Genomic DNA, 20,513 nt, shown 5'->3' with positions numbered 1-20,513 from the left:
AAGGGCCCGCGCCGTCCGAGGGGAAGGCAGGCGGCGCGGGCCGGGCGCGAGGGCGAGCGGGGAGGGGAAGACCCGCCAGGCGCAGAAGGAAAGCTTCCGGACGAGAGGAGAAGCCGTCCTTCTGTGCGCATCTCGCGCCGAGGTGGATCAGGCCGAGATCTTGAGCAGCTTGATCGCGTCGGAATCGAGCACCTGGCCGCCCACGCGCTTGGTCGCGTAGAAGTGGACGAAAGGCTTGTTGGTGAAGGGATCGCGCAGGATCGCGGTCGCGCTACGTTCCGCGATGAGATAGCCCGCGCGGAAGTTGCCGAAGGCAATCGGGGTCGTGTTCGCCGCGACGTCGGGCATGTCCGAGGCCTCGACCACCGGGTAGCCGAGCAGGCGGTCGGGCTGGCCATCGACCAGGCCGGGCTGCCACAGGAAGGCGCCGTCGCTGGTCTTGAGCTTGCGCACCAGGGCCAGGGTCTGCGCATTCATCACCCAGCTTGCGCCCTGGCGATGCCCGGCCTTGAGCGCGTGGACGAGGTCGATCAGCTTGAGCTCCGGGTTCGTGCCGAGCGTGCTGGCGTTGCCCGAGACGACATGCTGGAGCGTGCCGAACTGGCGCGTGGCATCGCCCGCCGTGCTGGTCGTGCCGGTGATGAAGCCCATCGGCTGGTTGGTACCCGACCCCGAGACGAAGGCGGCCCCTTCGGCGCGGGCGAACTCGGTCGCGATTTCGTCGGCGAGCCAGGTGGGCAAGTCGAAGCCGACATCGTCAAGCATGGCCTGGCTGGCCGCCGGGTTGGCGTAGAGTTCACCCGTGGGCGGGGCGATCTCGGCGAAGCTGGGCGTTGCGGTCGCCGGGCGGGCCGCGGTCTCGCTGACCCAGCCCGAGGCGGTGCCGCCGGTCGAGATGAGCTTGCGGTAGCCCGCCGAGCCGGTCTGGACGACCTGGGCGATCGAACGGATCGGGCTGACCGACTTGAGGCGCGCGGCAATGAGGGCGTCGATCTCGCGCGGGACGGCATAGCCGCCGTCAGAGGGCACGGCGCCCGAGATCGACTTCCACTCGGTCTCGCGCCCGGCGCGCAGGTAGCCATCGACGAAGCCCTTGAGTTCCAGGCTCGGCGCGCCTTCGGCAGAGCCGGCGATGACCGGGCGGGCGGCGGCGCGGCTGACGCGTTCGAGGCGGGCCTTCACCTCGTCGACATCGCCGCGCAGGGCCTCGACGCTCTGTTCGGTCGCATCCATGCGGGTGACGAGGTCAAAGGACGAATCGAGCGATTCGGCCGGGACGGAATTTTCCATGGGGTATCACCTTTCGCGGGGAGTGGAGCCGCCCGCGACGGGCGGCAGGGAAATGGGGGAAGGAAGAGGAGCAGTGGCCGTGGACCTCAGGAGACGAGGTGGACGCGCGCGCCGTGCTGCATGGGGTGGGTGACCAGGCTCACCTCGAAGAGATCGACGGCGAGTAGCTCGCGCCCCGCAGGGCCGGTGCGGCTGGTGCGGGCGCGGTAGCCGAAGGAGAGGCCGGTCACGCTCCCGCGCTTGAGGGCAAGGCCGGGGGCTGCTTCGGGCCGGTCGAGCGCGGCAATCACGCGCAGGCCCCGGGCGCTTCGGAAATGGCCTCGATCCAGCCGATGCGCAGGTCCGCGCGGTGCTGCCACAGGAGCGGCAGCGGGTCCTCGCGCGCGGCCAGGGTGTGGGCAAAGGCGCCGCGCCGGATCGTGTCGCGGCCTGCATCGGGCGTGTCGAAGAGAGCCGCGTAGCCGGCAAAGCGCAGGGTGTTCCCGGGCGCGGGCTCGGGCGCGTGGGCAAGCGGGGCGGGCGCGATCATCGCAGCATCTCCGTGGCGCCGAGCCGGACCGCGAGGCCCAGCAAGAGCAGGGCCAGGACCCCGCGCACCGCCCAGCCGACCGCGGCGTTGCGCGCGCTGGTCTTGGCGTCGCGCCAGGCGCGCAGCAGTTCGCGCAGCTCGGAGAGGTCCTCGGGCGCAGTGTCGTCATCGAGGCCGATGAGCATCAGCATGCGCTGAGCGCCCACTTCGCTTGCTTCTTCGACAATGGCGCGCAGTGTCACCAGGTCCGAGCCTTCGGCCGCGGCCTGCGCGAGGAGGCCGACCAGCATGTCCTTCTGGTTCATGATTTGTTCTCCAGTTGGCCGGTCTTGGGGGTGGGCGAAGCGGCAGGCGGGGACGAGCGGGGCGGGAGCCCCAGCAGGGCGCGCTTCTCGTCCGCATCGAGGAAATCCGCGTCCGAGACCTGCGCCCAGAGCCGCTCGCGGTCCTCGGCCAGCGCGGGCACCCGGTCGAGGTCGATGGCGAGATCGGCCTCGGGAAACCAGGGGCTGAGCGCTTCGGTCAGGCCGGACAGCAGCTTGGCGGCCAGCGGCAGGAGGGTCAGGCGCCAGAGCGCGCGGTTGGCCTCGCGGTAATTGGCGTAGGTTGCATCGCCGGGCAGGCCCAGCAGCATCGGGGGAACCCCGAAGGCGAGCGCGACGTCGCGCGCGGCGGCGGCTTTCAGCGTGGCGAAGTCCATGTCCGCCGGGCTCATCGCCATGGCCTGCCAGGTGAGCCCGCCTTCAAGCAGCATCGGGCGCCCGGCGTTGCCCGCGCCTGAAAAGGCGCTCGACAGCTCGCTCTTGAGGCGTTCGAACTGGTCGGGGCTGAGCGGCGTGCCCTCGCCGGTGTCGTAGACCAGCGCGCCGGAGGGACGGGCCGCGTTCTCAAGCAGCTGGCGGTTCCATTCCGAAGCCGCGTTGTGGGTAGCGACGGCCTGATCGGCCGCGCACAGGCAGCCCGCGCCGTAATGGTCATCGCCCGGATGGAAGTGGCGGATATGGACGAGGTTGGGCGAGGCGTCCTCATCCAGCGCGGGGATCGTGATGCGCTTGCCCGCGACCTCGTAGGTATAAGCAGTGGGCCAGCCGTCGCCGCCGGCAAGGACGGTGATGCGCTCGGGGCGCAGGGCGAAGAGCTCGACCGGGTGGCCGCGCGCGTCCTTGAGGATCTGCACGTAGGCATTGCCGTGAAGGAGCAGCTGCGCGGTGAGTGTTTCGAGGAGCGACTGGCCCGCGCTGGTCGCGTTCACCAGCCGGGCGAGCGCGGGATCGGCGGGCTTGAGGGGGGCGCCTGCGATGCCCTCGGCCACGAGGCGCACCGCGCGCTGGGCGACCGGGTTTTCGAGGTAGGCGCGCTGGACGGCGCCGGTGTATTCATAGGGCGCGCGGCCCGAGGCTCCCTCGGCGAAGTACCAGGGCGAGGCGGCGCCACGCGCCAGCGGCACGCGCGCGGTTTCGCCCTTGAAGGCGGCGGCAAGCGTATCGAGGAAGGACATGACCGGCCTTTCTCCCGCAAGCGGGACAAGCAGAGGGATGGGAGGAGGAGGGACAGAAGCCCTGATGCAGAGGGCTTTCGCCCTATCAGGCGAGGCGCACGCGCGGCTGCGCGCTCTTGCCCAGAAGCAGTTCGGTGAGCGCCCAGACCAGAGCATCGGCGCGGTCGGGCGAGCGGCCGGGACCCTGGTAGCTGCCGCCGGCGAGGAGGCCGCACATCTCGTCCTCGAGATCGGGGAAGGTCCCCGCGTGCCGTACCCGTCCCGCCTCGTAGAGCGCGGCGACAGGTTCGGCGCGGGCGACCTTGCCTCGGCTGGCGTGGACAAGCCGCAAGGGGAGGGCGAGGTTCGCGGCGCGCAGGACGCTGGCAACCATCGCGCCGCCCTGATTGGCTTCGGCGATCACACGTTCGGCCTGCCAGGCCGAGGCGGCGCTGGCGGCCGCGCGGGCCCAGCGCTCGGGGCTGGCTTTGCGCACCGAGGCGTCGGCGAGGACATGGGCACGGCCCGTCGAATCGAGGCCCGCGACTACGATCCCGCAGGCATCGCCGCCCGCCGAGGCCGGGGGGTCGATCCCGACGACAACGCGTACGAGGTCGGTCGGCGCGGCTTCGCGGCAGGCTTCGAGAAGCGCGCGGCTCCACAGTGCGCCCTCGATGTCGGCGAGAAGTTCGCCATCGAGCTCCTGGCGCCCCAGCTGGCTCTGCCCATAGGCGCGGCGCACGTGGGAGAGGAAAGCGGGCGGCAGGTTGGCCGCGTTGTCTTCGGTGCGGCCCCGGGTGATGGCGAGCGTTTCGTCCGGTTCGGCCAGCAGCCGGGTGACGAGGGGGACCGCGCGCGGCGTGGTGGTGGCGGCAAGCTGGGGGCGTTCGCCTAGGCGCAGGCCCAGGATGAGGTTGTCGTAGGCGCGCACCGCGCGCTCGGAGGCGTTGTCCCACTTGGCGATTTCGTCGCACCAGGCGTGGCTGTGCTGGGGACCGCGCAGCGATTCGGGCTCGGCGGCGGAGAACAGGAGCGTCTGCGCGCCATTGGGCCAGACGAGGCGGCGCAGCGAGGGTTCAAAAGCAGGGCGGCGGCGCGCGGGGCAGATGGCAAGGAGGCCGCTCTCGCCTTCGACCATGACCGCGCGCACTTCGGGCAGGCTGGCCCCGACAAGGGCGATGCGGGCGTCGGATCGCGCTCGGCGACGCTGCGCACCCATTCGGCCCCGGCACGGGTCTTGCCAAAGCCGCGTCCGGCCATGATCAGCCAGGTGCGCCAGTCGCCTTCGGGGGCCAGCTGTTCAGGGCGCGCCCAAAGCTTCCAGTGGGTTTCCAGTTCCTCGCGCTCGGCCTCGGTCAGGGCGCGCAGGACCTGATGGCGGTGTTCGGGCGCCATGGCCAGGAGCATGCTGAGGTGTTCACTGTGCATCGCGGGCCCCATCGTTTTCGGCAGGCGACGGCGCGCCATCGAAGCTGCGGGCGCGCATTTTCTCGATCTTGGCGTTGATCGAATCGAGAATGGCCTCGCTGTTGCGGTTCTCGACGATGGCGCGCTGGCGGGCCGCGGATTCGCGGTGCGCGGTCAGCAGGCGAAAGGCGGTGGCGTTGTCGAAGACACGGGTGCCGCGCTTCGCGCCCGTCGGTGGCTTGATCTCCCCTTCGCGCAGGCGCTGGAGGAGGGTCATTTCCAGGTGGTCGTAGCCCTCGCACAGGGCTTCCTGCCACTGGCGGTAGAATTCGGGATCGTCGCGCCGCGCCTCGTAGGCGGTGGAGCTGGCAACCCCTGCGGCCTTGGCCGAGGCGCTGACGTTCGAGGTGGCGGCCAGTTCGGCCAGGAAGCGCCTGCGCCAGTTGCGCGGGGCCGCAGGCTTCTTGGCAGGGGCACGCGTCCGTTCCGGGCGCGCTCCACCTGCGGACGAGGTCGTGTCCGCCATGGGCTCTCCGTGTGGGCATCGATGGAAGGGGAAGGCCGGGCGGAGCGATTCGCAGGTCCGATCCGGCGCTGTTCTCCTTATGTACCAATATGGTCGCGCAATGTCAAGCTCAATAACCAGATAGGTTATCGCTTGCCGCGCTGCAGCGACGCGATTAAGCACACGGACCTGAGTGATTAACCGGGGTTCCTGATGCTGCGTCGCCTTTACGATTGGACCATGGCCAAGGCGTCGCACCGCCACGCCGAACGCTGGCTGGCGGGGGTGTCCTTCGTCGAATCGAGCTTCTTTCCGATCCCGCCGCATCCGCTGCTGGGCCTCATGTGCCTGGCCGAGCCGAAGAAGGCGGTGCGCTTTGCCGCGATCACCACGCTGGCCTCGGTGCTGGGGGGCGTGTTTGGTTACCTGATCGGCTACTTCCTCTATGACCTGGTCGGGGAGCCGATGCTGGCCGCGCTGGGCCTTGCGGAGAGCTTTCCCAAGGTGCGCTGCTACTTCCAGGCGCACGGCGAGCTGGCCGTGCTGCTGGGGGCGATGACGCCGCTGCCGTTCAAGCTGCTGACGATCATGGCCGGGTTCATGGAGATGAACTTCCTGACCTTCGTGATTTCCGCGCTGGTCGGGCGGGGCGTGATCTTCATGACGGTGGGCGTGCTCTTCCGCCTGTTCGGGGCCCCGATCAAGGCGATCATCGACAAGCACCTGGGCAAGGTGACGGCGCTCTTCGGCGTTCTCCTGGTGGGTGGCTTCGCGGTGCTCTCGCTGGTGGGCGGCAGTGCGAAGGAAACGCAGGAGACCTGTGCGCCGAGCGAAGTCTCCGCTCCGGCCTGATCCGGGCGCCGGGTCCAAGGAACCTTGCGGGTCTTCCCGCGCTTCTCCTGTGAATTTCGCAGACGGGCCGCGCGCCGCAGCGAGGCCCTGCGCGCCGTAGGAGGAATTGACCGATGCCGTTCAAGATTGCCGTCGTCGTGGGAAGCATCCGCGCCGGGTCCACCAACCGCAAGGTTGCCGAGGCGCTGACCCGGCTGGACGCGGCCAGGGAGCACACCTTCACCTTCGCCGACATCTCCGGTCTTCCGCTCTACACCGAAGAGGACGACGAGGCGCAGGCCCCCGAGGTCAAGGCGCTCAAGGCGCTGATCGCGCAGTCCGATGGCGTCATCTTCGCGACGCCTGAATACAACCGCTCGATGCCCGGTGTGCTCAAGAACGCGATCGACCACGCCTCGCGCCCCTATGGAAAGAGCAGCTGGCTGGGGAAGCCGGCCGCCGTCTTCGGCGTGTCGCCCAGCGCGATCGGCACCGCCATGGCCCAGCAGCACCTGCGCAACGTGATCGCGTGCCTGGGCATGCCCACGCTGACCCAGCCCGAAGTCTTCCTGCAGTGGAAGGACGATCTCCTGACCGAGGAGGGCACCGTGGGCGAGGGCTCGGCCGACTTCCTTGACGGCTTCCTGGAGAAGTTCCTCGACCTGGTGGCGCTGCACGCCAAGGTCTGATCGACTTCGTCCCTCAAGGGCATGAAAAAAAAAGGGCGGCCCGGGATCGAAACCCCGGCCGCCCTTTTTCGTGCGGAACTGTCCCTGAAAGAATCAGCCCAGAATGTTCACGGCCTCGCCCGCGCGGGTGAACATGCCGATGATCTGCTGGACCTGCTCGGCCGAGTGTTCGGCGCAGAGCGAGCAGCGCAGCAGCGTCATGTTGGCCGGGGTCGCCGGGGGACGCGCAAGGTTGACGTAGAGACCTTCGTGCAGGAGCGCTTCCCACATCGCCGCGCCGCGTTCCAGGTCGGGCATGATGACCGAGATGATCGCGCTCTGCGGCTCGGTGGTGCCGAGTTGGAAGCCGGCATCGGTCAGGCCCTTGTGCAGCGTCTTGGAGTTTTCCCAGAGATGCGCGCGCTTTTCGCCCGCATCCATCAGCTTGCGGATCGAGGTGCAGGCCGTGGCGACGACGCTCGGCGGAAGGCTGGCGGTGAAGACGTAGGGACGGCAGACGAGGCGCATGACCTCGAACTTGGGGTGGTTCGAGACGCAGAAACCGCCGACCGTGCCGACCGACTTGGAGAAGGTGCCGATCACGAAGTCGACATCGTCGAGCACACCCTGCTCTTCGGCAACGCCGCGGCCGTTGGGGCCGATGAAGCCCATCGAGTGCGCTTCATCGACAAGGACCATCGCGCCGTACTTCTTGGCGACCGCGATCATTTCCTTGAGCGGAGCGATGTCGCCCAGCATCGAGTAGACGCCTTCCAGCACGACGAGCTTGCCCGCGCCTTCGGGAATGCGCCGCAGGCGCTTTTCCATGGCCTCAATGTCGTTGTGCTTGAAGGGCACGACTTCAGCGTCGCCCATCTTGCACCCGTCCCAGATCGAGGCGTGGCTGTCGATGTCGAGGACGATGTAGTCGCCCTTGCCCGCGATCGTCGAGATGATGCCCAGGTTCGCCTGGTAGCCGGTCGAGAAGACCATGGCGTGCTTCATGTCGTAGAAGTCGCAGAGCGCCTGCTCGACCGCCTTGTGCGGCGAGTAGGTGCCATTGAGCACGCGGCTGCCGGTCGTGCCCGAGCCGAAATCGTCGAGCGCCTGCTTGCCCGCCGCGATGACGTCAGGGTCGAAGGTCATGCCCATGTAGTTGTAGGTGCCGAGCAGGATGGTCTCGCGCCCGTTGCACATCGCGACCGTGGGCGAGATCACGCGCTCCATGACGAGGCCGAAGGGATCGGTGACGCCGGTGGAGAGCAGGTCGCTGCGCATCTTGATGAGCGGGTCGAACTTGCTGAACAGGTCGGCGTGCTCGGCCGTCTGGTTTTCGCTGATCATGTCGGTCATACTGGTTTCTTTCAGCCCTGCAGCTTCATCACCGCGTCGACGAGCTGGCCGAAGTTCTCGATCTCGGCCTGCTGGTTCATCGAGATGATGATGTCGAATTCGTCCTCGATGGCGGCCACGAAGTCCATGACGGTCAGGCTGTCGAATTCCAGGTCGTCGGTGAAGCGCGTGGCGTCGGTGATCGCGACTTCCTTCTTGTTGAAGGGTTCGATCAGGGCGATGATGCGGGCCGAAACGTCTTGGCGGTCCATGGTCATTGATAACTCCGTAAGGTCCGGGGCGCTCTGTGGTCCGGAAATGCGGCGCAAAAGCGGCACGGGTGTAACATGTCAAGCGCGTCGGGGCATAACGCGCGTCTTGCAAGGGCAGGAGCGCTGGCGGTGTGGCCCATGGGCCGCACTCAGATCAGCGCCCGCACGGCCTGCATGAACGGGCCGATCGAGACCGGCTTGGCGAGGTAGCCTTCCGCGCCTGCTTCGCGAATCCGCTCCTCGTCGCCCTTGCCCGCATAGGCGGTCACGGCCAGCACCGGAATGGTGCGCAGGACCGGGTCCTGCTTCGCCGCCTCGATAAGATCGAGCCCCGAGACATTGGGCAGCTGGATATCCATGATCACCAGGTTGGGCACGAAATTGCGGGCCTTTTCCAAGGCATCGCGGCCATCGGCGACCGGCTCCACGGCAAAGCCCTGGCTGACCAGGACGTCGCAAAAGAGTTTCCGGTTGAGATCGTTGTCCTCGACAACGAGGATGCGCTTTGCCATGCGGTGCCCGAGCCCCATCTAAGGTTCATCGACCGCTCTAGGACAGCCAAGCGAGACTGACAATTCTTCCCAGATCGCCATCCCCCGCAAAGGCCGACGCGCCCGATCCGCAGGCCCTTTCCCTCAACGCGCTGGGCTGGGTTCTGGCGGATGGCGAGCGCGCGCAGCGCTTCCTGGCGCTGACCGGCCTCACGCCTGACGACCTGCGTGCCTCGCTGGGCGATCCGGCAACGCTGGCCGGTGTGCTTGAATTCCTGTGCGCCTATGAGCCCGACCTTGTGGCGGCAGCCGAGGCGCTCGGGGTCGAGCCGCAGGTGATCGCCGAGGCCCGCGAAAGGATGGCGCGATGACGACGTCACGATTCGGGGCACATTCGAGGAAACGGCCATGACCCGCCCGCTGCTGATTACCGACTGCGACGAAGTGCTGCTCTACATGATCGGCCACTTCTGCGAGTGGCTGGAACAGGACAAGGGCGTCCTGTTCGACTTCGAGAAGCCCGGCTTCACCAATTCCATGACGCGCATCGGCTCGGGCGAGAAGCTCGACGAGGCGGAGATGTGGGGGCTTCTCAACGCCTTCTTCGATGACGAGATGCACCGCCAGACCCCGGTCGACGGAGCGATGGAGCGATCGGAGCCATCCGCGAGCACGCCGACGTGGTGGTCCTTACCAACCTGATGGATCACCGCCAGGACGCGCGCGCGGCGCAGCTGCGCGAATTCGGGCTCGACCTGCCGATCTTCACCAACCAGGGCCCCAAGGGCCCCGCGCTGAAAGCCATACTCGAGGAATACCGGCCGAGCCGGGCGGTCTTCGTCGATGATCTTGCACAGCACCACGATTCGGTGGGGGACAGCGCCCCTGCCGTTCACCGCCTGCACCTGTGCGCCGAACCGCGCCTGGCGCGCTTCATTCCCTGCGCCCACGAGGCCGGGCATGCCCATGCCCGGATCGATCGCTGGAGTGAGGCGTTGCCTTGGGTACTGGCTCGCCTCCATGGCGAAGATGAAGAGGATACGTCCCATAATGAGTGATATCGAAACCCGCCTGTCCGAACTCGGCCTGATCCTGCCCGAACCGGCTGCCCCTGTTGCGGCCTACGTGCCGGTGGTGGAAGCGGGCGGCCTGGCGCACGTTTCGGGCCAGCTTCCCTTCGTGGGCGGCCAGCTCGTCACCGGGCGCCTGGGCGAGGATGTGTCGCTTGAGGAAGGCATCGTCGCGGCGCAGGCCTGCGCGGTGATGATCCTGGCCCAGCTCAAGGCCGCGCTGGGCTCGCTCGAGAGGATCGAGCGGATCGTCAAGCTTGGCGCCTTCGTCAACTCGACCGGCGATTTCACCGACCAGCCCAAGGTCGCCAACGGCGCCTCGGAACTGATGGTCGCTGCGCTCGGCGAAGCGGGCAAGCACGCGCGCAGCGCCGTGGGCGTGCCCGTGCTGCCGCTTGGCGCGGCGGTGGAAGTGGACGCCATCGTTGCTGTCCGGCCGGCTTGATCGCTGGCTGAGCCCGGCTCCGCGTGGGGACAGGGTCGGCTGGATCTTCCAGCATGACTTTGCCCACCGGGGCCTGCATTCCGGCACCGTGCCGGAAAACTCCATGGCAGCCTTCGCGGCGGCCATGGCGGGCGGCCATGGCATCGAGCTCGACGTACAGAGGTCGAGCGATGGGCAGTCGGTGGTCTTCCACGATGCCGCGCTCGAACGGCTGACCGGCGCGCACGGGGCGGTCAATAGGCGCAGCGCCGCGCAACTGGCCGAACTGCACCTGCTGGGAACCGACGAGGCAATCCCGACCCTGCGCCAGGTGCTCGCACAGGTGGCGGGCCGCGTGCCGATCCTCATCGAAATCAAGTCGCGGCGCGAAGGGCAGGTCTCCGGGCGCTGTCTGGCCGTGCGCCGCGTGCTTGAGGGGTATACCGGGCCGCACGCGGTCATGAGTTTCGATCCGCGCGTTGCGCGCTGGTTCCATCGCCATTCCCCGCACACCGTGCGCGGCCTCGTGATGAGTGAGGACGGGAACCGTACGCTGGCCGCGCGCGCGAAGCGGCGACTTGCAATGTGGAGCGCGAGACCCGACTTTCTGGCCTGTGACGTGCGCGATCTGCCGAGCCGCTTCGTGGCCGCGCAGCGTGCGCGCGGCGTTCCGGTGGCAAGCTGGACCGTGCGCAGCGCGGATGAGGCCGCACGGGTCGCACGATATGCTGATGCGCCGATCTTCGAGGTCGGCGCGGCGCAGGACTGAGGCAGGAGTCGAAGGGCAGGCGTGAGCGAAGGCGAATTTACCGCAAGGGTGCACGATGGCGTCGGATCGCTTCCGGCCGGGGAATGGGACGCGCTGGTGCCGGGGGGCAACCCCTTCGTGCGCCATGCCTTCCTCTCCGCGATGGAAGATTCGCAGTCAGTCGGCGAGGATTCGGGCTGGATTCCGGTCCCGATCACCGTCGAAGGCGATGACGGACGGCTGGCCGCCGCGCTGCCCGCCTACCTGAAGGAACACAGCCAGGGCGAATACGTCTTCGACCATGCCTGGGCCGATGCCTGGCACCGGGCGGGTGGAGCCTACTATCCCAAGTTGCAGATATCGGTGCCTTTCACGCCCGCGACGGGGCCACGTGTTCTCACGCGCGATCCGCAACTGGGTCTGGGGCTTTTGCGCGCCGCCGAGACGCTGTGCCGCGACAACGGCTTTTCTTCCGCCCACGCCACCTTCATCGCGCCCGAGCAGGTCTCCCTGTTCGAGCGTGCGGGCTGGCTTCTGCGCGAGGATATCCAGTTCCACTGGGAAAACCGGGACTATGCGACCTTTGATGATTTTCTGGGCGCCCTGTCTTCGGCCAAGCGCAAGAACCTGCGCAAGGAGCGTGCGAAGGCGCAGGACGGCGTCACGATCCGGCGTTTGCGCGGCGCGCAGATCACACCTGCGCACTGGGATGCCTTCTGGTTCTTCTACCAGGACACCGGCGCGCGCAAATGGGGGCGCCCCTACCTGACGCGCGAAGCCTTCGACCTTCTGGGTGAGCGGATGGGCGAGGATATCCTGCTGGTCCTGGCCTTCATTGACGAGGAGCCCGTGGCAGGCGCGCTCAACTTCATCGGCGGAGACACGCTCTACGGCCGCTACTGGGGGGCCTTGATCGACAAGCCCTTCCTGCATTTCGAGCTGTGTTACTACCAGGCCATCGACGCGGCGCTGGAGCTGGGGCTCGACCGGGTCGAAGCCGGCGCGCAAGGGGGGCACAAGCTCGCGCGTGGCTATGAACCTGTGCGCACGGTCTCGGCGCACTACATCGTGCACGAGGGCTTGCGCGCGGCCATTGCCGATTATCTGGAGCAGGAACGCGCCGGTATCGCGCGCGACCAGCTGTTCCTTGGCGAACGTACCCCCTTCCGCAAGGCGCCTGAGTAGGCCCGAGTAGGCCCTAGGGGGCGGGCGGCGGCCTCAGGCCGCCTTGCGCAGCGCGGCGTGCGGGGTGGCGCGCAGCCACTGGCGGGCGCGGCGCTGGGCTTCGGCGATCTCGCGTGCGGTCATCTCTTCGGCGACCTCGGCGCGGCACTGTGCGGCATCCTCGTGTTCGCCGACGGCGGCGAGGTTGAACCACTTGTGCGCCTCGACCAGATCGCAGGGAGCGCCATGGCTGCCGGTCGAGAAGGCGACGCCGAGATCGAAATAGGCTTCGGTATCGCCGACCGAAGCGGCGGCGAGGCGATTGGCAATGAGAAGATCGCCGTTCTCGGCGGCAACCGGGGACGCGTCATTGAAATCGTTTGCGTTGATCCAGGCAGTACCCATCTCGAAAAATCCCTTTGTGGCGGGCTCCGATTCTTGGGGCCCTTCGATAGCCTGCAAACTGGTTTGTGCTGGTGAAGTTTGCGTTAACCGTGTTTGCGCGAAGTCGCGGTGGCGTTGTTCATGTTCAGCTGACGAAATCCGTTCAGGAAATGTGTGGGCATCGTGTGATAACCGCTTGTGCCGACAATAGTGCGGAACTATAGGCCGCTACGACCGCGGATTGCGAACGCGCTACCGGAAAAATCCGGAGCAGCAGGGCTGAAGCGATTCGGGGCGGATACCTGCGGAGTTTCTCTGGATGGCAACGGCCCTAGAAAATGAAATTGACGTACTCGCCAAGGCACGGCGGGTCATTGGCGGCGCTTACGTACCGAGCGACGACGAATCCTACATGTCCGAACCGCAGCAGGAGTACTTTCGTAACCTGCTGATGGCCTGGAAGAAATCGATCCTCGACGCCTCGGCCGGCACGCTGGCCCAGCTTCAGGACGGACCTTTGCGTGAACCCGATCTCAACGATCGCGCCTCGAGCGAGACCGATTGGGGCATCGAACTGCGCACCCGCGACCGTCAGCGCAAGCTGATCGCCAAGATCGACGCGGCGCTGCGCCGTATCGAGGAAGGCGAATACGGTTACTGCGAGGTGACGGGCGAGCCTATCGGCATCGGCCGACTCCAGGCACGCCCGATCGCGACGATGACCGTCGAGGCGCAGGAAGCGCATGAGCGCCGGGAAAAGATTTCCCGCGACGACTGAGCCCGGCCGGATCCGGCCTGAACATGGCGCGAAAGCGGCTTTGAAAGGACTATGGGGGCCGCCGCTATCGGCCCCTTAAGCCTTTGTTTGCCACTCTCGGTTACCAGTGCAGGGAAAGCAATCTGCTTGCCCGCGCGCCTCTGTCCTGTCATGTCGGGCCGCACGGGCAAGGCCGACCCGGGTTCCGGGCGAACGGCTGAGTCAGAGGCTGGACTTGATACCTATGGATGAACGCGAAAACCGCCAGATACCGCGCGACAGCCTGTTTCTCATGGCTGATCTGCACGTCGACGGGCTCGAGGGAGAGCATCGCATCAAGGTGCGCAACCTCTCGGCAGGCGGCATGATGGGCGAGGGCCCGGTGCGAGTCGTGCGCGGATCGATTGTCCAGGTGAACATCCGCAATCTTGGCTGGGTCGAGGGTTCGGTGGCCTGGGTCCAGGACAGCCGTTTCGGCGTTGCCTTCCACAGCGAGATCGATCCCAAGCGCGCCCGTGCGCCGGTCACGCCCGGCGAAGACGTCGCGCCGCGCTACCTCAGCAACCACAAGGAAGCTGGCCCCAGCGGGATGACCCTGCGCAAGATCTGATCCTGCCCAGTCCGCAAGGTGCAGGAATTGCGCGCACAAGCATTTGCGCAAGGTCCAAAATCGACTACTCGATGGGCATGCCCGCTCTGCGCCTTTTCGTTCGCACTCTCCTGCCGTCCTGCGCCTTGCTGCTTGCGGGCTGCGGGGACCAGGACAAGTCCGCTCTCGAGATCGCCGTTGTCGACCTGCCGTCCGAGGATGGACCGCTGGCCGAAGAGGATACGACCTCGGCGCGGCTGGTCCGCGCGGCAACGATCGAGGGGCTGGTGGCTTTTGACGCGGAAGGGCGCGTTGTCCCTGCACTGGCCGACCGCTGGATCGTCACCGATGACGGACAAAGCTACATCTTCCGCCTGCGCGATGGCGAATGGCTCGATGGCGAGGAACTGACGGGGGCCTCGGCGCGCGCGGCCCTGCTCGCCGCGCTGCGCAACCTGCGCGGAACGCCGCTGGAGCGCGACCTTGCCGGAATTGAAGAGATCCGGGTGATGGCCGGGCGCGTAGTGGAGATCCGGCTCCTGCGGCCGATGCCCTACCTGCTCCAGCTTCTGGCGCTGCCCGAACTGGGGCTGGTCCACAAGGACGAGGGCGCCGGGCCGATGGCGCTTGTCACGGATCTGGAGGACGAAGTCCAGGGCGCCGTCGCCGCGCCGCGCGCGGCGCCCGAGGCAAACGCAGCCGCCGAAGATGGCGACGCGGCGGAGGACGGGACGGAGCAGGAGGCGGTTGTGCGGCTGGCTCCGATCGAGCCGTCCCGGCTGGGCCTCCCCGCCGTCGAGGCCTGGGAGGAACGGACCCGGATGGTGGGCATGCATGTCCTGCCTGGCACGGAGGCCGTCGCGCGCTTCAATGCGGGCAAGGTCGATCTGGTCCTGGGCGGGCGGATCCAGGACTTCCTGCTGACCCGCAGCGTCGGGATCCTGCGCGGTACGATCCAGCTTGACCCGGTGGTGGGCCTGTTCGGGCTCCAGGTCATGCGCGAGGAGGGCTTCCTCGCTGATCCGGCCAACCGCGAAGCGATTGCCATGGCCATCGACCGGTCCGCGCTGATCGATCCTTTCGGCGTGGGCGGCTGGCGCCCCACGACCCGGGTCGTCTCACCCAGCCTGGAAGGGGACTTGGGCACCATCGGCGAGCGCTGGAGCGAGCAGTCGCCCGAAGATCGACGCGCCGTAGCGTCCTCGCGGGTCCGTGCCTGGATGGCGCGCACCGCGCTGGCTGATGCCGAAGGCGAGGAGGCGCCGTCCCGGGCGAGCGGCCGTGATGCCGCTGGTGCCCCGCCGGCCCCGCTCGACAACGCTCCGGAGTTGTCCCTCTGGCTTCCCGAGGGCGATGGGACGCAGATCCTCTTTGCCCGGCTGGCTGCGGACCTGGCCGCCATCAGCGTGCGTCTGACCCGCGCGCAGGTTGCCAAGGAGGCCGATCTGGTGCTCATCGACGACGTCGCGCGCTACCCGCGCGCCACCTGGTTCCTCAACCGCCTCTCCTGCGCCGCGCGCCAGGGCCTGTGCTCGCCCGAAGCCGACGCCCGCGTCGATGAGGCGGCGCAGGCCTCCTCGGCCGAGGAACGCGCGGCGCTGATCTCCGAGGCCGAGGCGGAACTGACGGCCGCAAACGTCTTTATTCCCTTCGGGACCCCGATCCGCTGGTCGCTCGTGCGCGGTACGGTCAACGGGTTCTCGACCAACAGCTGGGGCTGGCACCCCTTGATGCCCTTGTCCTGGCTGCCCAAGTAAGAGGGACGGCAGCGACGTGGCGGCCGCAGGAAAGGCAGATAGGTGGTTACAGGACAGGGCTCGCCCCGGCGCATGGAAATGGAGCTTCCGCTCGGCAATGATCCGATGGCGATCCGCCGCCGGGTCGAGGCGTTGGAGTACGTGCTCGAACGCGCGGTGACGGTGCCGGGCATCAACCGCAAGGTCGGGCTCGATGCCATTGTCGGGCTGGTTCCGGTCGCGGGCGACATGATCGCGGCCGCACTGGGCCTCTACATCGTCTGGGAAGCGCGCAAGCTGGGCATGCCCAAGTGGCAGATCGCGCGGATGATGGCCAATGTGGGTGTCGACACCGCGCTCGGTGCGATCCCGCTTGCCGGCGACCTTTTCGATTTCCTTTACCGCTCGAACAGCCGAAACTTGAAGATCATCCTCAAGCACCTCGACAAGCACCATCCGCACACCCGGATCATCGAGGGCTAGGGGGATGATCCTGCGACAGGGCGCGCTTGCCGTGCCGCTTGCCGCGCTGCTTGCCCTTGTTCTGGCCGGTTGCGGACAGGCCGACAGCGAGCCGGGGCCGGGGGGCGTCACCGTGGGCGAAGCGCGCGCGCTGGATGCCGCTGCGAAAATGCTCGACGAACGCCAGGTGCCGAGCGAAGCTCTCGTGCCATCCGGGATGGCCGCGCCGGTGCCGAGCGAGGCTGCACCGCGCTAGCCAAGGTCCGGACCCTTCAGTCGGGGCGCACCTTGCCGCGCCCGGCCTTTACCGCGCTGCGAATTTTCTTGCCCTTGAGGCGCTGCGTCTTGCCGACGCGGTTGAGGCGGCTCTTGGCCCGCTTCTGGGGCAACTCGTGCGCGCGTTCAATGAGGTCGGCGAGCCGTTCGCGCGCGTCGGCGCGGTTGGCCTCCTGGGTGCGGAACTGGCGCGCGGTGAGGACGAGTTCGCCGCTGGCGGTGAGGCGGCTGCCCGCCAGTTCCTTGAAACGCGCAAAGACCGGCGGGCTGAGCCGCAGCGCGTAGACGTTGAGCCTCAGCTGGACCGCGGTCGCCACCTTGTTGACGTTCTGCCCGCCCGGGCCCGAGGCCGCGATGAAGCTTTCCGAGCAGAGCGCCTGCGCGCGGTTGATGACGGTTTCGGCCTCGCTCATGCGTCTCCGAAACCGAGGGCGGCAAAGTCCGCAGGAAGCGGGGCCATCGCGCCGATCGGGTCCTTGGTGGGGCGGGGGACGAGCAGGCCGGCGGCGTGCAGCATGGTGCGCGGCGCGCCCTTGCGGCTGCCATAGACCGGATCGCCGACCAGCGCCGCGCCCAGGCCCGAGGCCCGTGCACGCGGATCTGGTGGGTGCGGCCGGTTTCCGGGCGGAATTCGACAAGGGTGCGGCCATCGACCTCGGCCAGCTTGCGCCAGTGGGTGGTGGAAGGCTTGCCCTTGCGCGCTGGGATCATGCGCCAGCCGCTCTTGGCGGTGCTGACCTTGGAAAGCGAAAGCGCGATCGTGCCTTCCTCCTGTTCCAGCACGCCATCGACGATGCCGAGGTAGCGCTTTTCCACGAGGCGCTCCTCGAAGGCGGCGGAAAAGCGCTTGAGCGCCTTGGGGTTGCGCGCCAGCAGCAGGCAGCCCGAAGTGTCCTGGTCAAGCCGGTGGACGGGAAGTGGGGCGCGCTGGAAGCCGAGCTTGAGGTCTTCGAGATAGTCCTCGAGGCAGGCACCGCCCGCGCGCGGTCGGTCGATGGGAAGCCCGGCGGGCTTGTCGATGACGAGCGCTTCGGCGTCTTCGTAGAGAATGGGGATGTTCATGCGGCTAGGGCCTTTGCAATGCGGCGCAGCGCCTCGTCGAGCCGGGCCTCGTCGGCGGCGAAGCTGATCCGGAAACCATTCCTTCCACCAAAGGCCGAGGCCGGAACGATGGCGACGCCATGTTCGAGAATGTGGAGTGCGAGCGCGGTGTCATCACCGAAACGCTCCATCAGCGGGGAGGCATCGATCATGCAGTAGAACGCGCCGTCGGGCGTCGGCGTGGAGAGGCCTGGGATCGCGTTGATCGCGGCAACGACCTGGTCGCGCCGGGCGCGGAAGCGCTCGCGCCACTCAGCCAGGAACTCCTGCGGGCCTTCCAGCGCGGCGACGGCCGCAGCCTGACTGATCGAGCAGGGGTTGCCTGAGGAGTGCGACTGGAGCCGCTCCATTGCGCGGATCAGCCATTCGGGACCTGCGGCCAGACCAATGCGAAAGCCGGTCATCGCGTGGCTCTTGGAGACGCCCGAGATGGTCAGCACGCGATCGGCGAGGTCCGGGCACAGTGCGGCGAGCGTCGCATGGCCGCCACCTATGTAGTTGAGCGGGGCGTAGATATCGTCGGAGAGGACCATCACCCGCGGGTTTCGGCGCAGGACCTCGGCGATGCCCAGCAGCATCTCGGCCGGGTAGCATGCACCGGTCGGATTGCCCGGCGAATTGAGCATCAGCCACTGCGTGCGCGGCCCGATCTGTGCTTCGAAATCGGCGGGCGAGAAGCGGAAGTTGTCCTTGGGCGAGGTCATCAGCGGCACGACCTTGCCCCCGGCGAAGCGGATCATCTCGGGATAGCTGACCCACCAGGGAGAGGGCACGATCACTTCTTCACCCTCGCTGACGGTGGCGAGGAGGGCGTGGAAAATCGCCTGCTTGCCGCCCGCGCTGACCGTGATCTGCGAGGTCGGAACGTCGATGCCCAGATCGCGCCGAAAGTGGAGGGCCGCGGCGCGCTTTAACTGCGAGGTGCCGCCGACCGGCGTGTACTTGGTGAGCCCGGCCTCGAGCGCGGCGTGCGCGGCGGCAAGGACGTGGGGCGGGGTGTCGAAATCGGGCTCGCCTACCGAGAGCGAGATGATGTCGCGCCCTTCCTCGCGCAGTTCGATGGCGCGGTCGGTCATCGCGGTCGTCTGCGAGGGCGCGATGCGCGAGAGGGCGGTCGAAAGATGGGTCACGCGAGCAGCCTTGCCGGAAAGAGGCCACGCACCGCGTTGCCGAGGAAGAAGCCTTCCGCCAGATCGTCCAGCGTGAGGGCGGCCTCCTGCGCCCGGCCGCTTTCAATGAGCGAGCGGCGCAGGACACCGGGCAGCAGGCCAAGCGTGGCGGGCGGGGTCAGGAGCACGTCGCCGCGCTCCACGAAGATGTTGGTGAAGCTGCCCTCGGTCACGCGGCCATCGTCGCGCAGGAGCAGGGCCTCGCCGGCTCCTGCCTCGCGCGCGAGGGCCAGGCTGGCCTCGTAGAAGGCGCGGTCGCTGGTCTTGTGGGCCAGGCGCCAGTCCGAACTGTCGACCGGAATGCGCACGGCGGCGGCGACCAGCGGTTCGCTCGGCGTTTCGGGAAGGGGCGCGAGTTCAAGCGCGTAGGCGCCGCTGCGGGCGGTCACGAGACGCAGCTTGGCGGCCTGCGCGGCATCGAAGCACAGCGCCTGGATTGCGTTGCGCACCGCGTGACGGTCGAACACGAAGCCTAGCGCCGCCGCGCTCGCCTTCATGCGCTCAAGGTGCATCTCGAGGAGCGGGATGCCCTCGTCGGGCGTGAAGCGCATGGTCTCGATCAGGTCGAAGCGCGCGGGCGATGGCGCCTTCCCCGATCCTTGCGTTCCCGAACCTCGCACGAAACCCCCTTTGACAAGACATTCCCGCCACTCCGGCAGGCTTTGCGAATCCGCAACGATGGCCGAGCCGACCCCCAGCCTCGCGCGGCCACCGAACGCGCCGGCCCCGGCGTTCTTCGGTGCCAGGCGCAGCGTGCGGATTGCCACATTGAACGCGGCATCGCCAGTGGGTTCGATGTGGCCGATAGACCCGCAATAGACGCCGCGCGGGCCCTGTTCGACCTCTTCGATCAGTTCCATCGCGCGGATCTTGGGCGCGCCGGTGATCGAGCCGCAGGGAAACAGCGCGCGCAGGAGATCGAGCGGACCCTTGTCCGCCTTGAGCCGGGCTTCGATCGAGGAGACCATCTGGTGCACGGTCGGATAGCTCTCGATCGCGAAGGGCGCAGGCACGCGCACGCTGCCCGGCTCGGTCACGCGGCTGAGGTCGTTGCGCATGAGATCGAGGATCATCAGGTTCTCGGCACGGTCCTTGGCCGAGGCGGAAAGCTCGGCGCGCAGGGCCGCGTCTTCGGTGAGGTCGCGCCCGCGCGGGCGGGTGCCCTTCATGGGGCGGGCGTGGACCGTGCCGTTGGTGATCTGGAAGAAGAGTTCGGGCGAGAGGCTGAGATGCCAGTCGCGTCCGTCGAAAATTACCCCGCCATAGCCCGCTTCGGAGGCCGGGCGCAGCTTGGCGTAAAGGCCCAGCGGATCGCCCTGCCAGGGGCCTTCCAGCGGCATCGTCAGGTTCGCCTGGTAGATGTCACCTGCGTGGATCGCTTCCTGCAGGCGGTCGAAGGCGCGGGTGTATTCGCCGAGCGTGCGCACCGGCTTCATCGGCCCGATCCAGGCTTCTTCGCTGCCGCCATGACGCGAGAGCCACAGCTCCATGGCATCGGGCGCAATCGCTTCGTAGGCGGTGAAGGCACCGAACCAGAGAAGCGGCCCGTCGACCTCCTGGCCTGCGAAGCGTTCAAGCCTGGCTTCGAGTACCAGCCCGGCCTCGTAGGTCATGTATCCGGCGAGATGCAGCCCTTCGCGCGACAGCTCTTCCATCCGGGCAAGGGCGGGCAGCACCTCCTCAGGCGCGCGCGCGGACACGATCTCCACCGGGCTGCGGTAGAGGCGGGCGTCCACGGCACCATGGGTGCGGGCATCGTCGAGGAGAATGAAGGGCTCGGTCATCGTCTTCGTCAGGCCCCTTAGAGCAATTATGCGTCCGGTGGAAACAC

At 67.7% G+C, this 20,513-nt stretch carries 24 protein-coding genes and 3 pseudogenes; 12 read left to right on the top strand and 15 right to left on the bottom strand.

Translation table 11 applies throughout. From position 1 onward, the window contains the following. Positions 1-147 precede the first annotated feature (147 nt). The 7 genes and pseudogenes from MBENS4_RS04585 to MBENS4_RS04560 all read right to left on the bottom strand — a co-directional run bounded on the left by MBENS4_RS04585 (position 148) and on the right by MBENS4_RS04560 (position 5,229). The gene (locus MBENS4_RS04585) at positions 148-1,290 is read right to left on the bottom strand and encodes a phage major capsid protein (protein ID WP_039389079.1); all 1,143 of its coding nucleotides are present in this window, start codon (positions 1,288-1,290) and stop codon (positions 148-150) included. An 86-nt stretch (positions 1,291-1,376) separates the two neighbouring features. Next, positions 1,377-1,580, bottom strand: a complete 204-nt coding sequence (locus MBENS4_RS27540; RefSeq protein WP_445321503.1) for an HK97 family phage prohead protease — start codon at positions 1,578-1,580, stop codon at positions 1,377-1,379. Continuing rightward, positions 1,577-1,819 (bottom strand): HK97 family phage prohead protease, encoded by a 243-nt coding sequence (locus MBENS4_RS27535; RefSeq protein WP_445321502.1) that lies wholly within the window; start codon positions 1,817-1,819, stop codon positions 1,577-1,579. The genes MBENS4_RS27540 and MBENS4_RS27535 overlap by 4 nt, the downstream gene beginning before the upstream one ends. Continuing rightward, positions 1,816-2,124, bottom strand: coding sequence for a DUF6127 family protein (locus MBENS4_RS04575; RefSeq protein WP_039389077.1), 309 nt, complete (start codon positions 2,122-2,124; stop codon positions 1,816-1,818). The genes MBENS4_RS27535 and MBENS4_RS04575 overlap by 4 nt, the downstream gene beginning before the upstream one ends. Then, on the bottom strand, positions 2,121-3,317 hold the full coding sequence (locus MBENS4_RS04570; protein ID WP_052321994.1) for a phage portal protein: 1,197 nt from the start codon (positions 3,315-3,317) through the stop codon (positions 2,121-2,123). The genes MBENS4_RS04575 and MBENS4_RS04570 overlap by 4 nt, the downstream gene beginning before the upstream one ends. Before the next feature lie 85 nt (positions 3,318-3,402). Next, positions 3,403-4,703 (bottom strand): annotated as a pseudogene (locus MBENS4_RS04565) (DNA-packaging protein). A 10-nt stretch (positions 4,704-4,713) separates the two neighbouring features. Then, positions 4,714-5,229 (bottom strand): hypothetical protein, encoded by a 516-nt coding sequence (locus tag MBENS4_RS04560; protein WP_052321993.1) that lies wholly within the window; start codon positions 5,227-5,229, stop codon positions 4,714-4,716. A gap of 192 nt (positions 5,230-5,421) precedes the next feature. On the opposite strand from MBENS4_RS04560, the gene MBENS4_RS04555 reads away from it, so the two are divergent. Further along, positions 5,422-6,060 carry a YqaA family protein gene (locus tag MBENS4_RS04555; RefSeq protein ID WP_039389075.1) on the top strand — a complete coding sequence of 213 codons (639 nt, stop codon included), beginning with the start codon at positions 5,422-5,424 and terminating at the stop codon, positions 6,058-6,060. Between the two features lie 113 nt (positions 6,061-6,173). Further along, entirely contained in the window at positions 6,174-6,728 is a 555-nt protein-coding gene (locus MBENS4_RS04550) for an NADPH-dependent FMN reductase (protein ID WP_039389073.1), read from the top strand. Positions 6,729-6,821: 93 nt separating this feature from the next. On the opposite strand, the gene spt is transcribed toward MBENS4_RS04550, so the two are convergent. The 3 genes from spt to MBENS4_RS04535 form a co-directional block, all read right to left on the bottom strand. Continuing rightward, on the bottom strand, positions 6,822-8,060 hold the full coding sequence (spt, locus tag MBENS4_RS04545) for a serine palmitoyltransferase (RefSeq protein ID WP_052321992.1): 1,239 nt from the start codon (positions 8,058-8,060) through the stop codon (positions 6,822-6,824). An 11-nt stretch (positions 8,061-8,071) separates the two neighbouring features. Beyond that, positions 8,072-8,311, bottom strand: a complete 240-nt coding sequence (locus MBENS4_RS04540) for an acyl carrier protein (protein WP_039391734.1) — start codon at positions 8,309-8,311, stop codon at positions 8,072-8,074. Positions 8,312-8,460: 149 nt separating this feature from the next. After that, positions 8,461-8,823, bottom strand: coding sequence for a response regulator (locus MBENS4_RS04535; RefSeq protein ID WP_039391733.1), 363 nt, complete (start codon positions 8,821-8,823; stop codon positions 8,461-8,463). A 56-nt stretch (positions 8,824-8,879) separates the two neighbouring features. On the opposite strand from MBENS4_RS04535, the gene MBENS4_RS04530 reads away from it, so the two are divergent. From MBENS4_RS04530 to MBENS4_RS04510, 5 genes and pseudogenes are all read left to right on the top strand, one after another. After that, entirely contained in the window at positions 8,880-9,173 is a 294-nt protein-coding gene (locus tag MBENS4_RS04530; protein WP_340140829.1) for a DUF3572 domain-containing protein, read from the top strand. A 37-nt stretch (positions 9,174-9,210) separates the two neighbouring features. Further along, positions 9,211-9,860: pseudogene (locus MBENS4_RS04525) on the top strand (HAD family hydrolase). After that, positions 9,853-10,317, top strand: a complete 465-nt coding sequence (locus MBENS4_RS04520; protein WP_039389069.1) for a RidA family protein — start codon at positions 9,853-9,855, stop codon at positions 10,315-10,317. Before MBENS4_RS04525 ends, MBENS4_RS04520 begins: the two are co-directional and overlap by 8 nt. Beyond that, positions 10,298-11,065 carry a glycerophosphodiester phosphodiesterase family protein gene (locus MBENS4_RS04515; protein ID WP_039389068.1) on the top strand — a complete coding sequence of 256 codons (768 nt, stop codon included), beginning with the start codon at positions 10,298-10,300 and terminating at the stop codon, positions 11,063-11,065. Before MBENS4_RS04520 ends, MBENS4_RS04515 begins: the two co-directional genes overlap by 20 nt. Before the next feature lie 21 nt (positions 11,066-11,086). Next, positions 11,087-12,229 carry a GNAT family N-acetyltransferase gene (locus tag MBENS4_RS04510; RefSeq protein WP_039389067.1) on the top strand — a complete coding sequence of 381 codons (1,143 nt, stop codon included), beginning with the start codon at positions 11,087-11,089 and terminating at the stop codon, positions 12,227-12,229. A gap of 33 nt (positions 12,230-12,262) precedes the next feature. Here MBENS4_RS04510 and MBENS4_RS04505 read toward each other — a convergent pair whose 3' ends face one another. Further along, positions 12,263-12,613 carry a hypothetical protein gene (locus MBENS4_RS04505; protein ID WP_039389066.1) on the bottom strand — a complete coding sequence of 117 codons (351 nt, stop codon included), beginning with the start codon at positions 12,611-12,613 and terminating at the stop codon, positions 12,263-12,265. A gap of 298 nt (positions 12,614-12,911) precedes the next feature. On the opposite strand from MBENS4_RS04505, the gene dksA reads away from it, so the two are divergent. From dksA to MBENS4_RS04480, 5 genes are all read left to right on the top strand, one after another. Then, complete coding sequence (gene dksA, locus MBENS4_RS04500; RefSeq protein ID WP_039389064.1) at positions 12,912-13,370, top strand: RNA polymerase-binding protein DksA; 459 nt, start codon at positions 12,912-12,914, stop codon at positions 13,368-13,370. Between the two features lie 223 nt (positions 13,371-13,593). Beyond that, complete coding sequence (locus MBENS4_RS04495) at positions 13,594-13,959, top strand: PilZ domain-containing protein (RefSeq protein WP_039389062.1); 366 nt, start codon at positions 13,594-13,596, stop codon at positions 13,957-13,959. Positions 13,960-14,030: 71 nt separating this feature from the next. Next, complete coding sequence (locus MBENS4_RS04490; RefSeq protein ID WP_242404773.1) at positions 14,031-15,695, top strand: ABC transporter substrate-binding protein; 1,665 nt, start codon at positions 14,031-14,033, stop codon at positions 15,693-15,695. A gap of 72 nt (positions 15,696-15,767) precedes the next feature. Then, positions 15,768-16,157, top strand: coding sequence for a DUF4112 domain-containing protein (locus tag MBENS4_RS04485; protein ID WP_039389060.1), 390 nt, complete (start codon positions 15,768-15,770; stop codon positions 16,155-16,157). Positions 16,158-16,161: 4 nt separating this feature from the next. Continuing rightward, positions 16,162-16,392, top strand: coding sequence for a hypothetical protein (locus MBENS4_RS04480; RefSeq protein WP_039389058.1), 231 nt, complete (start codon positions 16,162-16,164; stop codon positions 16,390-16,392). A 16-nt stretch (positions 16,393-16,408) separates the two neighbouring features. Here the strand turns inward: MBENS4_RS04480 and arfB are convergent, their stop codons facing one another. The 4 genes and pseudogenes from arfB to pabB all read right to left on the bottom strand — a co-directional run bounded on the left by arfB (position 16,409) and on the right by pabB (position 20,466). Next, on the bottom strand, positions 16,409-16,825 hold the full coding sequence (gene arfB / locus MBENS4_RS04475; RefSeq protein WP_039389057.1) for an alternative ribosome rescue aminoacyl-tRNA hydrolase ArfB: 417 nt from the start codon (positions 16,823-16,825) through the stop codon (positions 16,409-16,411). Further along, a pseudogene (locus MBENS4_RS04470) lies at positions 16,822-17,474 on the bottom strand (RluA family pseudouridine synthase). The gene arfB and the pseudogene MBENS4_RS04470 overlap by 4 nt, the downstream one beginning before the upstream one ends. Continuing rightward, positions 17,471-18,589: a pyridoxal phosphate-dependent aminotransferase gene (locus MBENS4_RS04465; RefSeq protein WP_052322321.1), complete on the bottom strand. Its 1,119-nt coding sequence runs from the start codon at positions 18,587-18,589 to the stop codon at positions 17,471-17,473. Before MBENS4_RS04465 ends, MBENS4_RS04470 begins: the two are co-directional and overlap by 4 nt. A gap of 50 nt (positions 18,590-18,639) precedes the next feature. Next, a complete protein-coding gene (gene pabB, locus MBENS4_RS04460; protein WP_039389053.1) occupies positions 18,640-20,466 on the bottom strand; it encodes an aminodeoxychorismate synthase component I in 1,827 nt (608 codons plus the stop codon). Between the last annotated feature and the right edge of the window lie 47 nt (positions 20,467-20,513).

It is taken from the genome of Novosphingobium sp. MBES04 (assembly GCF_000813185.1).
Lineage (GTDB): Bacteria > Pseudomonadota > Alphaproteobacteria > Sphingomonadales > Sphingomonadaceae > Novosphingobium > Novosphingobium decolorationis.
This window is presented reverse-complemented; position numbering and strand designations above follow the sequence as displayed.